The organism is Nocardia wallacei (assembly GCF_029869545.1).
Classification (GTDB): domain Bacteria; phylum Actinomycetota; class Actinomycetes; order Mycobacteriales; family Mycobacteriaceae; genus Nocardia; species Nocardia wallacei_A.
This window is the reverse complement of the sequence record NZ_JARWQD010000370.1, coordinates 12,694-29,704: the sequence shown is the minus strand read 5'-3', so window position 1 is coordinate 29,704 and position 17,011 is coordinate 12,694. Positions and strand designations below refer to the sequence as shown.

The window sequence follows — 17,011 nt, the reverse complement described above, 5'->3', positions numbered from 1 at the left end:
CCCCGCTTCCACACTCCCTCACTCCCCCGCTCCCCCCACCTCCACACCCCCTTCTGCCCAACGCCCTCACACCCTCTTTCCACACGTCCTCACTCCCTCGTTCCCCACACGGCCTCACTCCCTCGTTCCCCACACGGCTTTTTGTGTGGGGCGATGATTTTGGGGGCAGGGGGCCGTCGTAACAAGTGAAGCCGCCCAGGCGATTTCCGGACATGGGATAAAGGTTCAACGGCGAACCACGGGGGGTCAATGGCGATCCCCGTCCACGGGCGCGGCCGATATTGCGGTCGTCACCGATTCCGATCCGGAGCCGGCACCGTCACGGCGAGGTGACGTCCCCGCCGACGATGTCCTCGCGGGGCAGGGCGGCGAGGGTGATGAGGGAGTTGAGGAAGCCGCGACGGTCGGCGGCTGGCAGCCGACCCAGCAGCTGTTCCTCCATGGCCTGGATGTCGGCCTGCGCCGCATCGGCCAGCGCCCGCCCCTTCGGGGTGACGGCCAGCAGCTTCGCCCGCCGATCCGCGGGATCGGGCCGGCGCTCGATGAGCCCGCGCTCCTGCAGATCGTCGAGGATCGGGATGATGCGGGTCTTGTCCGCACCGATCTCCTCCGCCAGCACACCCTGGCCCCGCGCGGGCCCGCGACCGAGTGCCAGCAGCACCGAGTACGCCCACATGCTCACCCCGTGCGAGTCCAGAATCGGCCGCTCGGCCGCCATCAGGGCGCGGCCGAGCGGCGCGATCATCGCCGCCAGATCGGGACGCTCCGTCTTCGCCATGCGGACAAATTTACGCGGTCCGAGATAATAAGCATGGACATATGATATGCAGATGCTTACGATAAGCGTATGCCTGATATTCGTGAACCGAACCGGCGCGCGGTGAACTACAGCGTCGAGATCGTCGCCAGCCTGACCCCCGCCGACCTGGACCGGCCCACCCCCTGTGCCGCGTGGAAATTCTCGGACCTGTTGGCCCACATGACCGTTCAGCACCGCGGGTTCGCGGCCGCCGCCCGCGGCCACGGCGCCGACCTCACGGTCTGGGAGACCACCCCGCTCGCCGACGATCCGGCGGCCGCCTACGCCGAGGCCGCCGCCGACGTCCTCGCCGCCTTCGCCGAGCCCGGCGTGCCGGACCGTATCTTCGACATGCCGGAGTTCGGCCCCGGCGTCACCGTGCCCGGCGGCCAGGCCATCGGCTTCCACTTCATCGACTACGTCGTGCACGGCTGGGATGCGGCCCGCACGCTCGGACTGCCGTACGTGCTCGAGGAAGAACTCGCCGAACCGGCACTGGAGATCGCGCTCGGCGTCCCCGACACCGCACAGCGGGAGCAGCCCGGTTCCCCCTTCGCCCGGGCACTTCCGGCCGCCGATTCCGATACCCCGCTCGACCGTATCCTGCGCGCCCTCGGCCGCTCCCCCGACTGGACCGCGTAATCAGACGTCCAACGCACCCGGCGTCGCGGGCCGAATAGACCAGCGGGTGTGGCCAGCGCCACACCCCCTTCTGCCGCGGGGACGGTTTCGAGCGCGACCGCGGCGGCATCCGGTGAGTGGCGAGACCCGAGCCCTTGTCTCTCGCCGCAACCCGAGGACCGACGGCGTTCCTCACCGCGGGGACGGCCCGACCACAGCCGTCCCCGTCGCCGGGGCGCATCGCGTTGGCCCACGGGGACCGTGGCGGCGCTCACAACCGGTACCCGTCACGCCCGGCGACGGTCTCTCGTCCAAGGGATAGCACCCTCGGAAGGAGAAACCATGAGTACCACCCGCATTCCCGCCGTCGCCCCCGAGCGGGCCGGGCTCCTCACCCGCCTGCTCTACCGCTACAGCAAGCGCCGCTTCGGCGAGGTGCCCGAGCCGTTCGCCGTGGCGGCCAACCACCCGAAGCTGCTGGCCGCCAGCGCGGTACACGAGGGCATGGTCGAGAAGGCCTGCACCACACTCCCGTTCGCGATCCGCGAGATCGCGGTCTACCGCGTCGCCTGGACGGTCGGCTGCTCGTGGTGTGTCGACTTCGGGGCCATGCTGATGCGGCTGAGCCACCTCGACGTCGACAAGTTGCAGCACATCGCCGACTACGAGACCTCGCCGTCCTACAGCGACGACGAGCGCGCCGCCATCGCCTACGCCGACGCCATGACCGCCACCCCGACCACGGTGACCGACGAGCAGGTGACCGACCTGAAGAAGCGATTCGGCACCGCGGGCCTCATGGAACTGACCTACCAGATCGCCCTGGAGAACTCGCGCTCGCGCACCTATTCGGCACTGGGCATCACCGCGCAAGGCTTCAGCACCGATTCCTGCCGCGTGCCCTGGGCCACGTAACCCACCCCTGGCACCCACCCGTATTTCCGGCGCGGAGTACGGGTGGAAATGCCGTCAGCCCACCGCGATACAGCGGTGGGCTGACGATCGGAGAAAAGTACTAGGCCGACTTCTCGCGGCGCTCGGCGGGCTGGCGCTTGCGCGGGACGATGGTGGGCAGCACGTTGTCGTTCACGGTGTCGGCATTGACGACCACCTTGGCGACATCGTCGCGGCTGGGGATGTCGTACATCACCGGCAGCAGCACTTCCTCCATGATCGCGCGCAGGCCGCGGGCGCCGGTGCCGCGCAGGATCGCCTGATCCGCGATGGCTTCCAGCGCGTCGGTGGTGAATTCCAGATCCACGCCGTCCATTTCGAACAGCCGCACGTACTGCTTCACGAGCGCGTTCTTCGGCTCGGAGAGGATCTTGACCAGCGAGTCCTTGTCCAGGTTGGTCACCGAGGCGACGACCGGCAGGCGGCCGATGAACTCGGGGATCAGCCCGAACTTGATCAGATCCTCCGGCATCACGTCGGCGAAGTGATCGGTGGTGTCGATCTCGGCCTTGGACCGCACCTCGGACCCGAAACCGATGCCGCGCTTGCCGACTCGGTCCTGCACGATCCGCTCCAGGCCCGCGAACGCACCCGCCACGATGAACAGCACGTTGGTGGTGTCGATCTGGATGAACTCCTGATGCGGATGCTTGCGCCCACCCTGCGGCGGGACGCTGGCCTGGGTGCCCTCCAGGATCTTCAGCAGCGCCTGCTGCACGCCCTCGCCGGAGACGTCGCGGGTGATCGACGGGTTCTCGCTCTTGCGGGCGATCTTGTCGACCTCATCGATGTAGATGATGCCGGTCTCGGCGCGCTTGACGTCGTAATCGGCGGCCTGGATCAACTTCAGCAGGATGTTCTCCACATCCTCGCCGACGTATCCCGCCTCGGTGAGCGCGGTCGCGTCCGCGATGGCGAACGGGACGTTCAGCATCTTCGCCAGGGTCTGCGCCAGATAGGTCTTACCGCAACCGGTCGGGCCCAGCATCAGGATGTTGGACTTGGTCAGCTCCACCGGCTCGCCGCGGCCGTCGCGACTCTTGTCGCCGGCCTGGATGCGCTTGTAGTGGTTGTAGACCGCGACCGCCAGCGTGCGCTTGGCGGTGTCCTGGCCGATGACGTAGTTCTCCAGGAAGTCCCGGATCTCGGCCGGCTTGGGCAGCTCATCGAGCTTGACCTCGCTGGACTCGGCCAGCTCCTCCTCGATGATCTCATTACACAGATCGATGCACTCGTCGCAGATGTACACCCCTGGTCCCGCAATGAGCTTCTTGACCTGCTTCTGGCTCTTTCCGCAGAACGAGCACTTGAGCAGATCGCCGCCATCACCGATGCGCGCCATCTTGTGGGTCCCTACTTCCTTGTCCGCGTGCAACCGTCTGTCCGGCTGCCGACAAGCCGTCTTCCGAACAACGCTACCCGTCGCACATCGATCAGTGTCTGCTCCGATCGGATATCCACAAATCCGGCAGTGTTGCCCGGGCCCTTCGACCGTGCCGACAACCTATGAGCAAAGGTCCCTAGAGTGACCGTACCCGGTAGATACGACGGAGGTCGACAACTTGGGCACGTTTCTCGTGTGAGCCTCCCGCCGACGTGAATCGACGGGAGGCCCTGTGCGTCACTTCTTCTGGGCACTCAGCTTCCGGTACTCGAACACCTGGTCGATGATGCCGTAATCCTTGGCCTCCTCGGCGGTGAGGATCTTGTCCCGGTCGGTGTCCTTCCGGATGGTGTCGGCGTCCTTGCCGGTGTGGCGGGCCAGCGTGGTCTCCATCTGCCGACGCATCCGCTCGATCTCGGCGGCCTGGATCTCCAGATCCGACACCTGGCCCTGGATGCCACCCTCCAGCGACGGCTGGTGGATGAGCACGCGGGCGTTGGGCAGGCAGGCCCGCTTACCGGGCGTGCCCGCGGCCAGCAGCACCGCCGCGGCCGAGGCGGCCTGGCCCAGGCAGACGGTCGCGACATCGGCGCGCACGTACTGCATGGTGTCGTAGATCGCCATCAGCGCGGTGAACGAGCCACCGGGCGAGTTGATGTACATGGTGATGTCGCGGTCGGGATCCAGCGACTCCAGCACCAGCAGCTGCGCCATGATGTCGTTGGCCGAGGTGTCGTCCACCGTCGCGCCGAGGAAGATGATGCGCTCCTCGAACAGCTTGTTGTACGGGTTGGACTCCTTGACGCCGAAGCTCGAGTGCTCGATGAACGACGGCAGGATGTAACGCGACTGCGGGCTGGCCGGCGCGATGCCGGACAGGCCGGCGCGGGGATCGGTGACAGTCATCTTCGTCTCCAAAGTCGGTGTGGGATGAGCTAGCTGGCGGAGCCGTTGGCCTGCGAGGCGCGGGTGATCACGTGATCGATGAACCCGTACTCGAGGGCCTGCTGGGCGGTGAACCAGCGGTCGCGGTCGGCATCCTGGGTGACCTGCTCCACCGTCTGGCCGGTGTGCTGGGCCTGCAGCTCGTTCAGTTCCCGCTTGGTGAGCGCCAGCTGCTCGGCGTAGATCGAGATATCCGCCGCGCTACCGCCGATACCGGCCGACGGCTGGTGCATCATGACCCGGGTGTGCGGCAGCGCGTAGCGCTTGCCCTTGGCCCCGGCGGCCAGCAGGAACTGCCCCATCGACGCCGCCATGCCCAGACCATAGGTGGCGATGTCGGACTCGACGAGCTGCATGGTGTCGTAGATCGCCATACCGGCGGACACCGAACCGCCCGGCGAGTTGATGTACAGCTTGATGTCGCGCTGCGAATCCTCCGCATCCAGCAGCAGAATCTGCGCGCAGAGCCTGTTGGCGATGTCGTCGTCGACCTGGGTGCCGAGGAAGATGATTCGTTCCCGCAGCAGGCGCTCGTACACCGAATCGCTGAGGTTGAGACCAGCAGTCGCGGATGTCATGACCGGCCCTGCCTGATTGATTGTCACGGATTCCTGCCCTCTCTCACCGGCGCGGTGCTCGCAAGCACGGCCTTGACTGATTCGCTTTCACAAACCCTAACGAAGCAGGGCGGCACCGAACTCCCGGTACCGCCCGCACTTCGCTGACAGCGCAAACTCGGCAACCCCTGGTGATCGTCCGCACTGTCGGTTGCTCTCGGATTACTCGGCGCTCGCCTCGGCCTTGTCGGCGGATTCGGCCTTGTCGGCGGCGTCCGCCTCCTCGGCGTCATCGGGCGAACCGAACATCTCGGCGGTGTCGACGCCGTTGCCGTCGGTGTCGGTCACCTTCGCCTGGCCGACCACGGCGGCCAGCGCCTTGCCGCGGCGGACGTCGGCGAACACCGCGCCCAGCTGCCCGGCCTGCTGCACCTGCTGGATGAACTGCTCCGGCGACATGCCGTAGCGCTGCGCCTGGAACAGGATCCGCTCGGTCAGCTCCTGCTGGCCGACCTGGGTGTTCTCCGACTCGGCGATGGCGTCGAGCAGCAGCTGGGTCTTCACCGAGCGCTCGGCGGCCTGCTTGGAATCCTTGTCGAATTCCTCGCGCGAGGTGCCCTGCGCCTCCAGCGCCTCGGCGAACTTGGCCTCGTCGTGGTCGAAGCCGTGCACCGCGTCGTGCAGCACGGCGTCGATCTCGCCCTGCACCGCCCCCTCGGGCAGCGGCACCTCGGTCTTGTCCAGCAGCGCCTCGAGCACCTTGTCGCGGATCTCCCCGGCCTGCTGCACCTTCTTGCCCTGCTCGACCCGCTTGCGCAGGTCGTCCTGCAGCTCGTCGATGGTGTCGAATTCGCTGGCCATCTGGGCGAATTCGTCGTCGGCCTCGGGCAGCTCGCGCTCCTTGACGGAGTTCACCTTGACGGTGATGACCGCCTCCTTGCCGGCGTGCTCGCCCGCGACCAGCGTCGAGGTGAAGTCCTTGGACTCCTCGGCCGCCATGCCGATCAGGGTCTCGTCCAGGCCCTCGATGAGCTGGCCGGAGCCGACCTCGTGCGACAGGCCGGTGGTGGATGCCTCCTCGACCGCCTCGCCGTCCACGGTGGCCGCCAGGTCGATGGAGACGAAGTCGCCGTCCTGGACCGGTCGTTCGACGCTCTTCAGGGTGCCGAAGCGCTGCCGCAGCGACTGCAGCTGCTGCTCGATGTCCTCGTCGGCGACCGCGATCGGGTCGACGGTGACCTCGATGCTGGAGTAGTCGGGCAGCGAGATCTCGGGGCGGACGTCGACCTCGGCGCTGAACGCCAGCTCCTCGCCGTCCTCGATCTTGGTGATCTCGATCTGCGGCTGGCCGATGACCTTCACCTCGGAGGTGGTCACGGCCTCGCTGTAGCGGGCGGGCAGGGCGTCGTTGACGACCTGCTCGAGGACCGCGCCGCGGCCCAGGCGGGCCTCCAGCAGCTTGGCGGGTGCCTTGCCCGGACGGAAGCCGGGAATGCGCACCTGCTGGGCCAGCGCCTTGTACGCCTTGTCGAAGTCCGGCTTCAGCTCCTCGAAGGGCACCTCGACGTTGATGCGGACCCGGGTCGGGCTCAGCTGCTCGACGGTGCTCTTCACGGACATGCTCCTTGTTCGTTGTTCTCTGGTTGACGTCGTCGGTCCCCCCGATCGCATCCCGACAAGACTAGTCGACCTGGTTGCGGCCACTGCCCCAGCCCCGGTGTTCCCGGCGAACTCCGTCAGCCCTGCATTCCCGCCGAACTACGTCAGCCCTCATTCCCGCCGAACTACGTCAGCCCCATGCCCGGCGAACTACGTCAGCCCTGCATTCCCGGCGAACTCCGTCAGCCCTCATTCCCGGCACGCTTTTCGCCGGGACCTACCCCACCTTGACCGCGTCGGTGACGAAGACCAGAGTCTCGTTCGGCTTGATGCCGTTGCCGCCCTTCCCGTAACCCAGGTTCGGCGGGATGATCAGCAGCCGCCGGGTGCCCTGCGTCACGCCCTCGAGGCCCTGGTCCCAGCCCGGGATGACCTGTCCGGCGCCGAGGGTGAGCTCGAACGGCTCGTTGCGATCGAAGGAGCTGTCCAGCTTCTTGCCGTCCGACCAGGTGACCAGGGTGTAGTTCATGGTGAGGGGCTGGCCGGGCGCCGCCGCCGGTCCGGTGCCCGTGACGAGATCCTCGACGATCAGCTGCTGCGGCGGATCGCAGTCGGCAGGGATGGTGATGGTCGGCGCCTCGCCGAATCCGCCCGTGGTCTTCACGTCGTCGGCGGTGCACTCGCGACCGTGCTTCGCCTGGGGCGCGGCCTGCGCCTGCGAGCCCGCCGCCGCGGACGTGGTCGTCGTGGTGCCGGTCTCGGACTTGTCGTCCCCGCCGCACGCGGCCAGCACCAGCACCGCGGCCGCGACCATTCCGGTCGACACGATCCTGCCCATCGAGCGCATGCCGCTCCTCCCTCGCTGTGGTCCGGCCGCCACACGGCCGACGGCCGAGCGCCGCCGCGCCGAACCTACACGCACACCGGCCGATCCGGCCGCAGGCCACCCGCGGCCGCCGATTCAGCCGGGTGGGGTGAGGCCCAGGGCGCGGATCAGGTGGGTGATCTCGGTGCGGTAGAGCTTGTCGGGGTTGGTGGTCTGGGCGCGCAGGTGGCCGAGGATCTCCAGGGAGACCAGGCCGTGCAGGTGGCCCCAGATGCGCAGGGCGATGGCGACGGCGGCCGGGGGGAGGTCGGGGAATTCGGCCCGCACGAGCTCGACGAGGTGGGCGTCGAAGTCCGACCATTCGAACCCGTTGTCGGCGTATGCGCTCGCGGCGTGCGGCCAGGCACCGGCGGCCAGGCCGGTGAGACCGGCGCACACGCGGTGCGCGGCCTCGGGCGCGGCGCCGCCCTCCGGCGGGCGGTACCCAGGCACGGGGTCGCCGTAGATCAGCCGGAAGCCCTCGGTATTGGCCAGGGACCATTCGCGAAAAGCACACGCCCACGCCATGATTCGGCCCGCCGCGTCCTCGCCGGGGCGGTCGTCGCGGGCCGTGATCACCGCCCGGGCCAGGTCGTCGTACACGTCGCGGATCAGGGCGGTGACCAGATCGTCGCGGGTGGCGAAGTAGCTGTAGACCGCGTTCGGGGTCATGCCCATCTCCCGCGCGATGGCACGCAGTGCGATCGCGCCCGGACCGCCCGCGGCCATCAGCCGCAGCGCGGTCTCCTTGATCTCCGTCGTCGTTTCCGACCGGCGGCGCTCCCGCCGGGTCGGCGCCGCGCCGCTCACGACCGCATCCCGCCCAGCTCCGTCCTGCGCGCCGTTCGCCGTGTCCCCGGTCCACTCGCAAGCTCGCTCACGCCGCAACCCTACAAGGGTGTGAGATTACTCCACATCGCGCGAAAACTTCACGGCGTATAGTTTTCGCACGGCGTATCACCATCAACGAGGAGAACCATGTTCATCGGCATCATCGGCGCCACCGGCAATATCGGCCGGAAGGTCGTCGCCGAGGCGCTCACGCGCGGTCACCACGTCAAGGGGTTCACCCGCGATCTCGCCCGCGCCACCGACACCCATCCCAATCTCACCTGGGCCGAACTCGACGTCTTCGACAGCGCGGCGGTCGCCGGGCAGCTCCCCGGGCTGGACGTGCTGATCAGCGGTTACCAACCCGGCAATGCGGCAAGGGATTTCGACGATACGGTCGCGAGATCGATTGCCGACCCCGGTGTGTATGCGACCGTCGCACACTCGTTGCTGCACGCACTCCACACGCATCCGCGCACCCGGCTCATCGTGATCGGCGGCGCGGGCAGCCTGGAATCCGAGCCGGGCCGGGTCACCGCCGACGACGAGCGGCTGCCCGAACTACTCGAAAGTATCGGGCTGCCAAGGGAATACGCTGCCGCGGTGCGCGGTCACCGCGATGCGCTGAATGTGCTGCGGACCTCCAACCGGAACTGGACCTACCTCAGCCCGGCCGAGCAGATCGGCCCCGGCGAACGCACCACCCGCTATCGGATCGGCACCGACCAGCCGGTGACCGATGCCGAGGGGACGAGCCGCATTTCCTTCGATGACGCGGCCGTGGCCCTGCTGGACGAGATCGAGGTGCCGCGATTCATCCAGCGCCGCTTCACGATCGGCTACTGACCCGTGCGGTCAGCGTGATCCGTCGAACCGCAGTTGCGCGGCGACGATCTCGGGCGCGCTGTCGCCGATCCACGCGATCAGCGCGCACAGGTGTGCGGCACCCGCGGCGCCCAGTTCGGTGAGTTCGTAGGTAACCCGGGGTGGTTTGGTCGGCTCGACGGTGCGCTCGACCAGGCCGTCGCGGTCCAGTGTGCGCAGCGTCTGCGACAGCATCTTCTCGCTGATGCCGTCGATGCGATCGCGTAGCTCGTAGAAGCGCCGGGGGCCGGGGCGCAGGGCCGCCAGCACCAGCAGCCCCCAGCGGCCGGTCAGATGGTCCAGGATCTCCCGGGTCGGGCAGTCGCGGCGGAAAACCGTATCGAAATCTCGGACCGCACCATCCGCACGCTGGGAACCAACCGTCATGCCATGAGCTTACCTCGAGGTATGCCCTTACATTTCGAAAGCTCCTGGCCTACCGTCGGTGCCATGGTTACCCCACGCGTCGACATCTGGTCCGACATCCTGTGCCCCTGGTGCTACATCGGAAAGCGCAACTTCGAGACCGCGCTCGCCGACCTCCCGGGCCGCGACGATGTCGAGATCCACTGGCACAGCTTCGAACTCGATCCCGGCATGGGCCGGGAGCCACGGCAGACCCTGCTCGAGCGCCACCATCGCGACCTGGGCGGGACGATCGACGACGCCCGCGCCCGCCTGGCCATGGTGAGCGACCTCGCCGCGCAGGCCGGGCTCACCTACGATCTCCCGAATGCCGTCCCCGTCAACAGCTTCGACGCCCACCGGCTGACCAAGCTGGGCGAGGCCATCGGCCGCGGCGACGCGGTCCGGGAGCGGGTGATGCGGGCCTACACCGGCGAACGAGCCGTCCTCACCGACCCGGAGACGCTCGTGCGGCTCGGCACCGACGCGGGTATCGACGCCGACGACATCCGGAAGATGCTGAGCGGCACCGACTTCGCCGAGGAAGTCCGCGACGACGAGCGGCTGGCGGCCCGCTTCGGCGTCTCCGGCGTGCCCACCTTCGTCTTCGGCGAGCGCTACGCCGTCTCCGGCGGGCGCCCGCCCGCCGACTTCCGCCGGGCACTCGAGCAGCTCGTATCGTCCGGCTCCGGCGCGGCGGCGTCACAGAATTCGTGAGTTCCCCAGCCGCGCTAGGATTTCGGCACCTCGCCGGTGCCGACACGGGTTCAGGGCGCGGGCGGCACTCGCGGCAGCACGACGGTGAACGTCGCGCCCGCGCCCGGCTCGCTGTCCACGCTCACCCGGCCGCCGTGCGCGGTCACCAGGGCCTGCACGATCGAAAGTCCCAGTCCGGTACCGCCGCTCGCGCGGGTGCGCGAGGAATCGGTGCGGTAGAAGCGCTCGAAGACCCGGGCGGCGGCTTCCTCGGATAGCCCGGGGCCCTGATCGATCACATCGATGCGGACCTCGTCGGCGCTCGGCGTGAGCCGCACGGTGATCGGAGTCTCCGGCGGGGTGTGGGCGAGGGCGTTGCCGAGCAGGTTCCCCAGCACCTGCCGCAGCCGGTCGGCATCGCCCTGGACCTCCAATGTGCCCGTGCCCGAGGCGATATCGAGGGTGATGGCCCGCGTCGCGGTGCCGGGCTCGCGGGTGGCGATGGCCTGGGCGCTGTGCACGGCCTCCCCGGCCACGGACAGCAGATCCACCGGCGCCCGCTGTAGCGGACGCTGGGCGTCGAGCCGGGCCAGCATCAGCAGATCCTCCACCAGCAACCCCATCCGCTCCGCCTCGGCCTCGATGCGCTCGAGCAGCGGACGCGGATCCTGGCTCGCCCCTTGGCGATACAGCTCGGCGAAGCCGCGAATGGTGGTCAGCGGGGTGCGCAGCTCGTGGCTGGCATCGGCGACGAACTGCCGCATCCTCGCCTCCGATCGCCGCGCCGCCTCCTCGGAGGCCGCGGCCGCCGAGACCCCGTGCTGAATCTGGGTGAGCATCGAATTCAGCGACCGCGCAAGGTGATCGACCTCGGTGTCGACACCGCGCACCGGTACCCGGCGGCTCAGATCACCGCCCGCGATGGCCGCCGCGGTCTCCTCCACCTGCCGCAGCGGACGCAGGCTGCGGCGCACCACGAAGTACCCGCCCGCCGCGAGCACCAGCAGTGCCGCCGCACCGGTTCCGATCTCGAATATCACCAGCCGCGACACCGTGTCCCGGTTGTCGGTCAGCGGCAGCGCGACCGTCGAGGAACCGCTGTCGTCGGCCACCGACAACACCCGCCACTTCGTCGACGACCCGTCCGCCGAACCGACCGTCACCGGCGCGCCGACCGGCACCTGCGACAGATCGGGCCCGTCGGCCGGTTGCCGCAGTCCGGTGTTGTAGGTCTGGCCGTCGGGGGATTTGCGCACCTCGTAGAACCGTCGCGGCTGATCGGTGTTCAGCTGTTCGCGCGGCGGCGGGCCCGGCAGGTCCGCGGGAACCCAGATGGTGGCGCCGCTGGGAACAGTGATCTGTTTCATCGGGTGCGGCCGCGCCCAGCTGTTCGCCGCATCGCGCAATTGCTCGTCGGTGCGCTCGGTCAGCGACCGCGACAGCGCCGAGGTGACCGCGATGCCCGAGGCCACCAGCACCGTCGCCGCCAGCAGCACCATCGCGACGACCAGGCCGATGCGCAGCGGGACCGCCGACAGGCGCCGGACCAGCGCCGCCCGCACGGTCAACGCCGCCTCCGCGCTCGCCCGGCCCCCCGGCACATTCCGCTGTTCACGCACCCCATCTCTACCGGGCGGAGCTGGGAGTTCGCTGGAAGCGCACTGGGTGTTTTCTCCGCGCCGGGTCAGGCGCCGCGCAGCCGGTCGGCGAGGCGCTGCAGGAACGGCCGCTGACCGGTGCCGAGTTTCTCGCGCGCGGTGGCCAGGTCGAACCATTCCGCCCGATCGATCTCCGGGAACCGCTGGGTCCGTCCCGAACGCGGCGGCCACTCCATCTCGAACGTTCCGGGAGTCACCCGAGCCGGATCCAGGTCCCCCTCGACCGCCCACACCCGGACCTGCTTCTTCCCCTTGCCGCTGCCGTAGTGCACCTCCCCCAGCGCGATCCACTCGCCGTCGGGCACCGGCAGCCCGAGCTCCTCGGTGAATTCGCGTCCGGCGGCGGCCCGGTCCTCCTCGGTGTCGGGGTCGAACTCGCCCTTCGGGATGGACCAGGCCCCGAGATCCTTGCGCGACCACAGCGGCCCGCCCATATGTCCGAGCAGCACGGTGACCTCGGGAGCACGGCGGAACAGCAGCACCCCGGCACTGAATTTCATGGCCACAGTCTGCCGCACCGCGTTGCGGCATCGGTTCTGCCGCACCGTGATTGCGGCATGCCTCCTCCCGCCAGTGGCGACAGGCCGGAGCGCCGAACTACCTACGCTTGACCTATGACCGCCTCGTCCACACCGTGGTCCGGCCGACCCGAGGCACGATCCGCCGAACAACTCGAAGCCGAGCCGACCCCCACCACACCCGATGCGGAGCAGCCGGATTTCCCGCAGCCGTGGGGGTTCCTCCACGTCGGGCTGCTCATCGGAATCGCGGTCGTGACAATACTTCTCGTGGTCATGTTCCAGAGCATGTTCTCGACCAGACCGACCGGGCCGAAATCGCCCGCGGCCCCCGCCACGACCAGCAGCGCGCCCGCCGTCGAGGCTCCGAAGGCGCAGGCGGGCCCCGCCGCGTCGGGGCCCCGCTCCGGCAACGGGGTCACCTTCGGCAAGGTGGTCACGACCGATGGGTCGACACTGCAGATCAACGGCATCTCGGGGGTCAACACGATCGTGCACACCGATGAGCGCACGCGGGTCCACGTGCTGCTGGGATCGCGGGTGGCCGATGTGCGGCAGGGGGCCGTGGTCATGGCCTACGGCCAGCGGGAGCGCGACGGTTCGATCACCGCGAATCGCATCATCGGCATCTCGATCAGATAGCCGTCCGACGGCCGCCGATGTTCCCACAGGCGGGACTGATCGACCGGCCGCACGGCGCTGACCGGCACTTACACTCGGCACATGCAGCCGACTCCCTGGCGCGGGAGCAAGACCGCGAGCGACCCGCCCGTCACCCCCGAGCCTCGGCCCGAGGCGGTGAGCCGCCATCCCGACCTGAGGCCGTATCTGCAGGTCGTCCGCGAGAACTGGGGGTACAGCGTCGCCGCGGTCGGCGGCATCGTCACGCTCGTTCTGTTGTTCCAGCCCTGGCTCACCGCGCGCGGCCCCGCCGGGACCGCCTACACCAACGCCTTCGGCCGCATCACCGCGACCAACAACCTCATGAACGCGTGGTCCACGCACGGCCCGGCCCCGGCGCGCATCCTCGGGCTCTGGGCGCTGCTGGCCAGCGGCAGCATCGTCGTCATGTGTGTCACGGCCCTCGCCAATCTGCGCCGACGCTCCGACGCGATCGCCCGGATCACGGTGATCTCCTCGATGGCCGTCGCGGTCTTCGTCCTGATCGCCCTGGTCTACATCAACACCAAGGCCCCGGATCTGAAGGGTATGACCGCACGCCGCTACGACCTCGGCGGCCAGATCGGATCGATGATGACCTGGGCTTTCGGCAACGGCCGCTTGGTGATTCCCGGCATGGGCAAATCCGCGGAGTTCTCCAGCGCCAGTCTCAGCGCCTGGTCCCTGATGGCCGGGGCCACGGCGATCCTCTGCGCGGCGGTCACCACCATCCAGTGGCTCCGCGATCATCCGGGCAAGGCCGTCCGGTGGCGGTCCCCGTTCATCGTGGAGCGCGCCGGAGGCCCGGACCGGACCGAGCAGGATCCCGACGACGGCGAGGCGAGTTCCGCCGGGAGGGACGATCGCGACCGCGGCGAGAAGGAATCCGCGGACGGCGAGAGGAAACGCGATACGAGCGAGAAGGATTCGGACCGGGCCGACTGACGGCTTCGCATGTCTATCGAATCGGCCGGGGCCGCAAGGACATCCGAGACCGCTGTCGGGGTGACAGGATTTGAACCTGCGACCACCCGCTCCCAAAGCGGGTGCGCTACCAAGCTGCGCTACACCCCGTGCTGGCGGGCGGCGCAGGCTCCCCCGACGAAGGAACCGGCAGCGGCCCCTGCCAGAGCGGGCGACGGGAATCGAACCCGCACCATCAGCTTGGAAGGCTGAGGTTCTACCATTGAACTACGCCCGCACGCATACGACACCGATGGGATCGCCACGATGTCGTCTGCGCCTAGGACTGTACCGAACCTCACTTCGGAAACGCCAATCGCCCACCCGCGCCGACCCCGGTCGGCCGCCGGACCGGACACCCCTACGACGCGCCAGGCGCCCGGCGGGAGTCCGGACACTCGCGCTCGACCGCGACGGTCGGCTCCGATCTCCCCTCACACGGCGTGGCGTCGAGAACACGCTGAACACGCCGCCCGCGACACGCGGACAAAGGTGTAACACCTGCCGCTCACCACCGATCACACCAGCGATCGCCATTCGCGAGATATCGGAACAGGTTGTAAAACACCATTTTTCGGTGTCGAGTGGCTTGCTAGGATCCTTTTTGCCGGACGGGGGTATCTGGAAAGGGGGCGGTGAGCGTGCATCGAGCAAGGTGTAGCGGACCGCATGGCAGTGAGCACGATCCGGAGGGCGTGACCGGCTGGGGAGCCGGCACAGACGGCGTCCGCGTGAGGTGAGCACCGATGCCCGCCGAACTCGAGACGCAGGCCATCGCGGCCACCACCCGGGACTGGGCCCGTGCCGTCTACAGCGGCAGCGGCCTGACCGTTTCGCCCGATCATCTGGAACGGGTTTTCGCCGGGATCATCGACGAACTGCTGGATCTGGCCGGCTCGGAACCGTTCCCGGTCCCGGCCGCCCGCGCCATCGGCCGCCGGCTGGCCGAGGCGCCGTTCGACCGCACCCGCATGCTGGCGCCGGCGACCCGCGCACTGCTGGGCTTCGCCCCCGGTGAGCCGGGTGCCCTGGTGGCGACCAGGTGGCCGTTCGTGGCCAGCCACGCCATCGACGCCTACGCCGAGGCGCTGCAGCAGCGGGCCCTGGCCCAGCAGGAGAAGAACCTGACCGCCGCGGTCTCGGTGCGGGTGCAGGAGATCGCCGCGCTGCAGCATCGGCTGCGCCACGAGGCGACCCACGACGCCCTCACCGACCTGGCCAACCGGTCGCTGCTGCAGGAGCGGGTCCGGCTGATGGCGACCGACCGCGCCCGCGGTGTCGGGCTGCTGCTGATCGACCTCGACGACTTCAAGCAGATCAACGACGGCCACGGTCACGCGGTCGGCGACGAGGTGCTGGTCGAGATCTCCCGCCGCCTGCGCGCGACCTGCCCGCAGGACACGGTGGTCTGCCGATACGGCGGCGACGAGTTCGTCCTCGCGCTGCCCGCGCGCCGAAATACGCTGGGCGAGTTGGCGATGCGGGTCCTGGGGACCCTGCAGCATCCCGTGCCCACCAGCTCCGGGCCGGTGCCGGTGTCGGCCAGCGTCGGCACCGCGTACTGCCCGCCCGGCCGCTCCTGCGACTTCTCCGACCTGCTGCGCAGCGCCGACCGGGCGATGTATTCGGCGAAGACGGCGGGCAAGCGCCGGTTCGCGCTGTCCGAGCTCGACGAGGAGGAGCCGGAGCCCGGCGGGTATGCCCCCGCCAGGCTCGCCGACCTCGACGACTACGACACCACCCTGGCGGGCTGAGCGGCGCCCGCCGCGAGGCCCGATCGGCACGCCCGCGTCCGCGTACGCTGGTCTTTGTGACAACGCTTCTGGTCCTCGTGGTTCTCGTACTGGTGGTGTTTCTCGCCGTGACGTATTTCGGTCGTTCCGCGCAGCGCAACCGGCAGGCCACGCAGCTGGCCGACGCCAAGGCCGAGGCCCGCCGCCTCACCGAGCGCCTCGGCGGGCAGGTCTACAACCTGGTCGGCAGCAACGACGCGGCCAAACAGGCCCTGGCCGACGCGGGCGAACGGCTGAACGCGGCCGGTTCGCAGATCGATCAGGCCACCACGGTCGCGCAGGCCCGCCTGGCCAAGGAGACCGCGGTGGAGGGCCTGTACTACGTGCGGGCGGCCCGCACCGCGATGAACCTGGACCCGGGCCCGCCGGTGCCCGAGCTCGACGGGCAGCGCTCGGCCGGGCAGGTCACCGAGGACCGCACCGTGGACTTCGAGGGCCGCCGGATCGAGGCGTCGCCGACGCCCTCGCCGCAGACGCCCAACTACTACCCCGGCGGCCGGGTCGCCGGGCGACCGGTACCCGCCGGTTGGTACTCCGAGCCGTGGTGGAAGACGGCCCTGGTCGCCGGTGCCTGGGGTATCGGCTCGGTGCTGCTGTTCGACGCGCTGTTCAGCGGCATGTCCGGGGTGGCCTACGGGGCCGCCGGATTCGAAAACGGTTACGGCGAAGGCTATGACGCGGGACTGGCGGCCGGACAGGACGGCGGCGGCGCCGACCAGGGCGGCGCAGATCCGGGTGGCGACCAGGGCGGCTTCGACGGCGGCGGAGCCGATCAGGGCGGCTGGGACGGCGGCGGCTTCGATATGGGCGGCGGCTTCGACGGCGGCGGCTTCTGAACACCCGATTCGGCCCGATGCACCGGAGCGCATCGATACCGCCCGGCGATTGCGGCTTCTGAA

The 17,011-nt window shown here is 69.1% G+C and carries 18 protein-coding genes and 2 tRNA genes; 8 read left to right on the top strand and 12 right to left on the bottom strand.

All coding sequences use genetic code 11. The features are described 5' to 3' along the window. Positions 1–319 precede the first annotated feature (319 nt). Entirely contained in the window at positions 320–778 is a 459-nt protein-coding gene (locus tag QH290_RS34205; protein ID WP_280387458.1) for a MarR family winged helix-turn-helix transcriptional regulator, read from the bottom strand. A gap of 69 nt (positions 779–847) precedes the next feature. Here QH290_RS34205 and QH290_RS34200 point away from each other — a divergent pair, with 69 nt between their 5' ends. Together QH290_RS34200 and QH290_RS34195 are read left to right on the top strand one after the other, a co-directional pair. Next, a complete protein-coding gene (locus tag QH290_RS34200; RefSeq protein ID WP_280261195.1) occupies positions 848–1,441 on the top strand; it encodes a TIGR03086 family metal-binding protein in 594 nt (197 codons plus the stop codon). Positions 1,442–1,762: 321 nt separating this feature from the next. Continuing rightward, positions 1,763–2,335 carry a carboxymuconolactone decarboxylase family protein gene (locus QH290_RS34195; RefSeq protein WP_280261197.1) on the top strand — a complete coding sequence of 191 codons (573 nt, stop codon included), beginning with the start codon at positions 1,763–1,765 and terminating at the stop codon, positions 2,333–2,335. A 100-nt stretch (positions 2,336–2,435) separates the two neighbouring features. Here QH290_RS34195 and clpX read toward each other — a convergent pair whose 3' ends face one another. The 6 genes from clpX to QH290_RS34165 form a co-directional block, all read right to left on the bottom strand. Then, positions 2,436–3,716, bottom strand: a complete 1,281-nt coding sequence (gene clpX / locus QH290_RS34190; RefSeq protein WP_280263786.1) for an ATP-dependent Clp protease ATP-binding subunit ClpX — start codon at positions 3,714–3,716, stop codon at positions 2,436–2,438. Between the two features lie 279 nt (positions 3,717–3,995). Next, complete coding sequence (locus QH290_RS34185; RefSeq protein WP_280263784.1) at positions 3,996–4,664, bottom strand: ATP-dependent Clp protease proteolytic subunit; 669 nt, start codon at positions 4,662–4,664, stop codon at positions 3,996–3,998. Between the two features lie 29 nt (positions 4,665–4,693). Beyond that, positions 4,694–5,302 carry an ATP-dependent Clp protease proteolytic subunit gene (locus tag QH290_RS34180; RefSeq protein ID WP_280263789.1) on the bottom strand — a complete coding sequence of 203 codons (609 nt, stop codon included), beginning with the start codon at positions 5,300–5,302 and terminating at the stop codon, positions 4,694–4,696. Positions 5,303–5,482: 180 nt separating this feature from the next. Continuing rightward, positions 5,483–6,874 (bottom strand): trigger factor, encoded by a 1,392-nt coding sequence (tig, locus tag QH290_RS34175; RefSeq protein ID WP_280387456.1) that lies wholly within the window; start codon positions 6,872–6,874, stop codon positions 5,483–5,485. A gap of 262 nt (positions 6,875–7,136) precedes the next feature. Continuing rightward, positions 7,137–7,706: an FKBP-type peptidyl-prolyl cis-trans isomerase gene (locus QH290_RS34170; protein WP_280387455.1), complete on the bottom strand. Its 570-nt coding sequence runs from the start codon at positions 7,704–7,706 to the stop codon at positions 7,137–7,139. A 114-nt stretch (positions 7,707–7,820) separates the two neighbouring features. Beyond that, positions 7,821–8,534, bottom strand: a complete 714-nt coding sequence (locus QH290_RS34165; protein ID WP_280387453.1) for a TetR/AcrR family transcriptional regulator — start codon at positions 8,532–8,534, stop codon at positions 7,821–7,823. A 168-nt stretch (positions 8,535–8,702) separates the two neighbouring features. Between QH290_RS34165 and QH290_RS34160 the strand changes: the two genes are divergently transcribed. Continuing rightward, positions 8,703–9,401: an NAD(P)-dependent oxidoreductase gene (locus QH290_RS34160; protein ID WP_280387451.1), complete on the top strand. Its 699-nt coding sequence runs from the start codon at positions 8,703–8,705 to the stop codon at positions 9,399–9,401. Between the two features lie 9 nt (positions 9,402–9,410). Here the strand turns inward: QH290_RS34160 and QH290_RS34155 are convergent, their stop codons facing one another. Beyond that, positions 9,411–9,806, bottom strand: a complete 396-nt coding sequence (locus QH290_RS34155; RefSeq protein WP_280263778.1) for a winged helix-turn-helix transcriptional regulator — start codon at positions 9,804–9,806, stop codon at positions 9,411–9,413. A gap of 63 nt (positions 9,807–9,869) precedes the next feature. Here QH290_RS34155 and QH290_RS34150 point away from each other — a divergent pair, with 63 nt between their 5' ends. Further along, a complete protein-coding gene (locus tag QH290_RS34150; protein ID WP_280387449.1) occupies positions 9,870–10,541 on the top strand; it encodes a DsbA family oxidoreductase in 672 nt (223 codons plus the stop codon). A 50-nt stretch (positions 10,542–10,591) separates the two neighbouring features. Here the strand turns inward: QH290_RS34150 and QH290_RS34145 are convergent, their stop codons facing one another. Continuing rightward, complete coding sequence (locus QH290_RS34145; RefSeq protein ID WP_280387463.1) at positions 10,592–12,019, bottom strand: HAMP domain-containing sensor histidine kinase; 1,428 nt, start codon at positions 12,017–12,019, stop codon at positions 10,592–10,594. 185 nt (positions 12,020–12,204) lie between these two features. Beyond that, a complete protein-coding gene (locus QH290_RS34140; protein WP_280263775.1) occupies positions 12,205–12,678 on the bottom strand; it encodes an NUDIX hydrolase in 474 nt (157 codons plus the stop codon). A gap of 114 nt (positions 12,679–12,792) precedes the next feature. On the opposite strand from QH290_RS34140, the gene QH290_RS34135 reads away from it, so the two are divergent. Next, complete coding sequence (locus tag QH290_RS34135) at positions 12,793–13,338, top strand: hypothetical protein (RefSeq protein ID WP_280387445.1); 546 nt, start codon at positions 12,793–12,795, stop codon at positions 13,336–13,338. 81 nt (positions 13,339–13,419) lie between these two features. Further along, positions 13,420–14,301: a hypothetical protein gene (locus QH290_RS34130; protein WP_280263771.1), complete on the top strand. Its 882-nt coding sequence runs from the start codon at positions 13,420–13,422 to the stop codon at positions 14,299–14,301. Between the two features lie 55 nt (positions 14,302–14,356). Here the strand turns inward: QH290_RS34130 and QH290_RS34125 are convergent. Then, a tRNA-Pro gene (locus QH290_RS34125) sits at positions 14,357–14,430 on the bottom strand. A 56-nt stretch (positions 14,431–14,486) separates the two neighbouring features. After that, positions 14,487–14,557 (bottom strand) — tRNA-Gly (locus QH290_RS34120). Between the two features lie 508 nt (positions 14,558–15,065). On the opposite strand from QH290_RS34120, the gene QH290_RS34115 reads away from it, so the two are divergent. Beyond that, complete coding sequence (locus QH290_RS34115) at positions 15,066–16,073, top strand: diguanylate cyclase domain-containing protein (protein WP_280387443.1); 1,008 nt, start codon at positions 15,066–15,068, stop codon at positions 16,071–16,073. Positions 16,074–16,129: 56 nt separating this feature from the next. Then, positions 16,130–16,948, top strand: a complete 819-nt coding sequence (locus QH290_RS34110; protein WP_425301844.1) for a DUF1542 domain-containing protein — start codon at positions 16,130–16,132, stop codon at positions 16,946–16,948. The last annotated feature ends 63 nt before the right edge of the window (positions 16,949–17,011 follow it).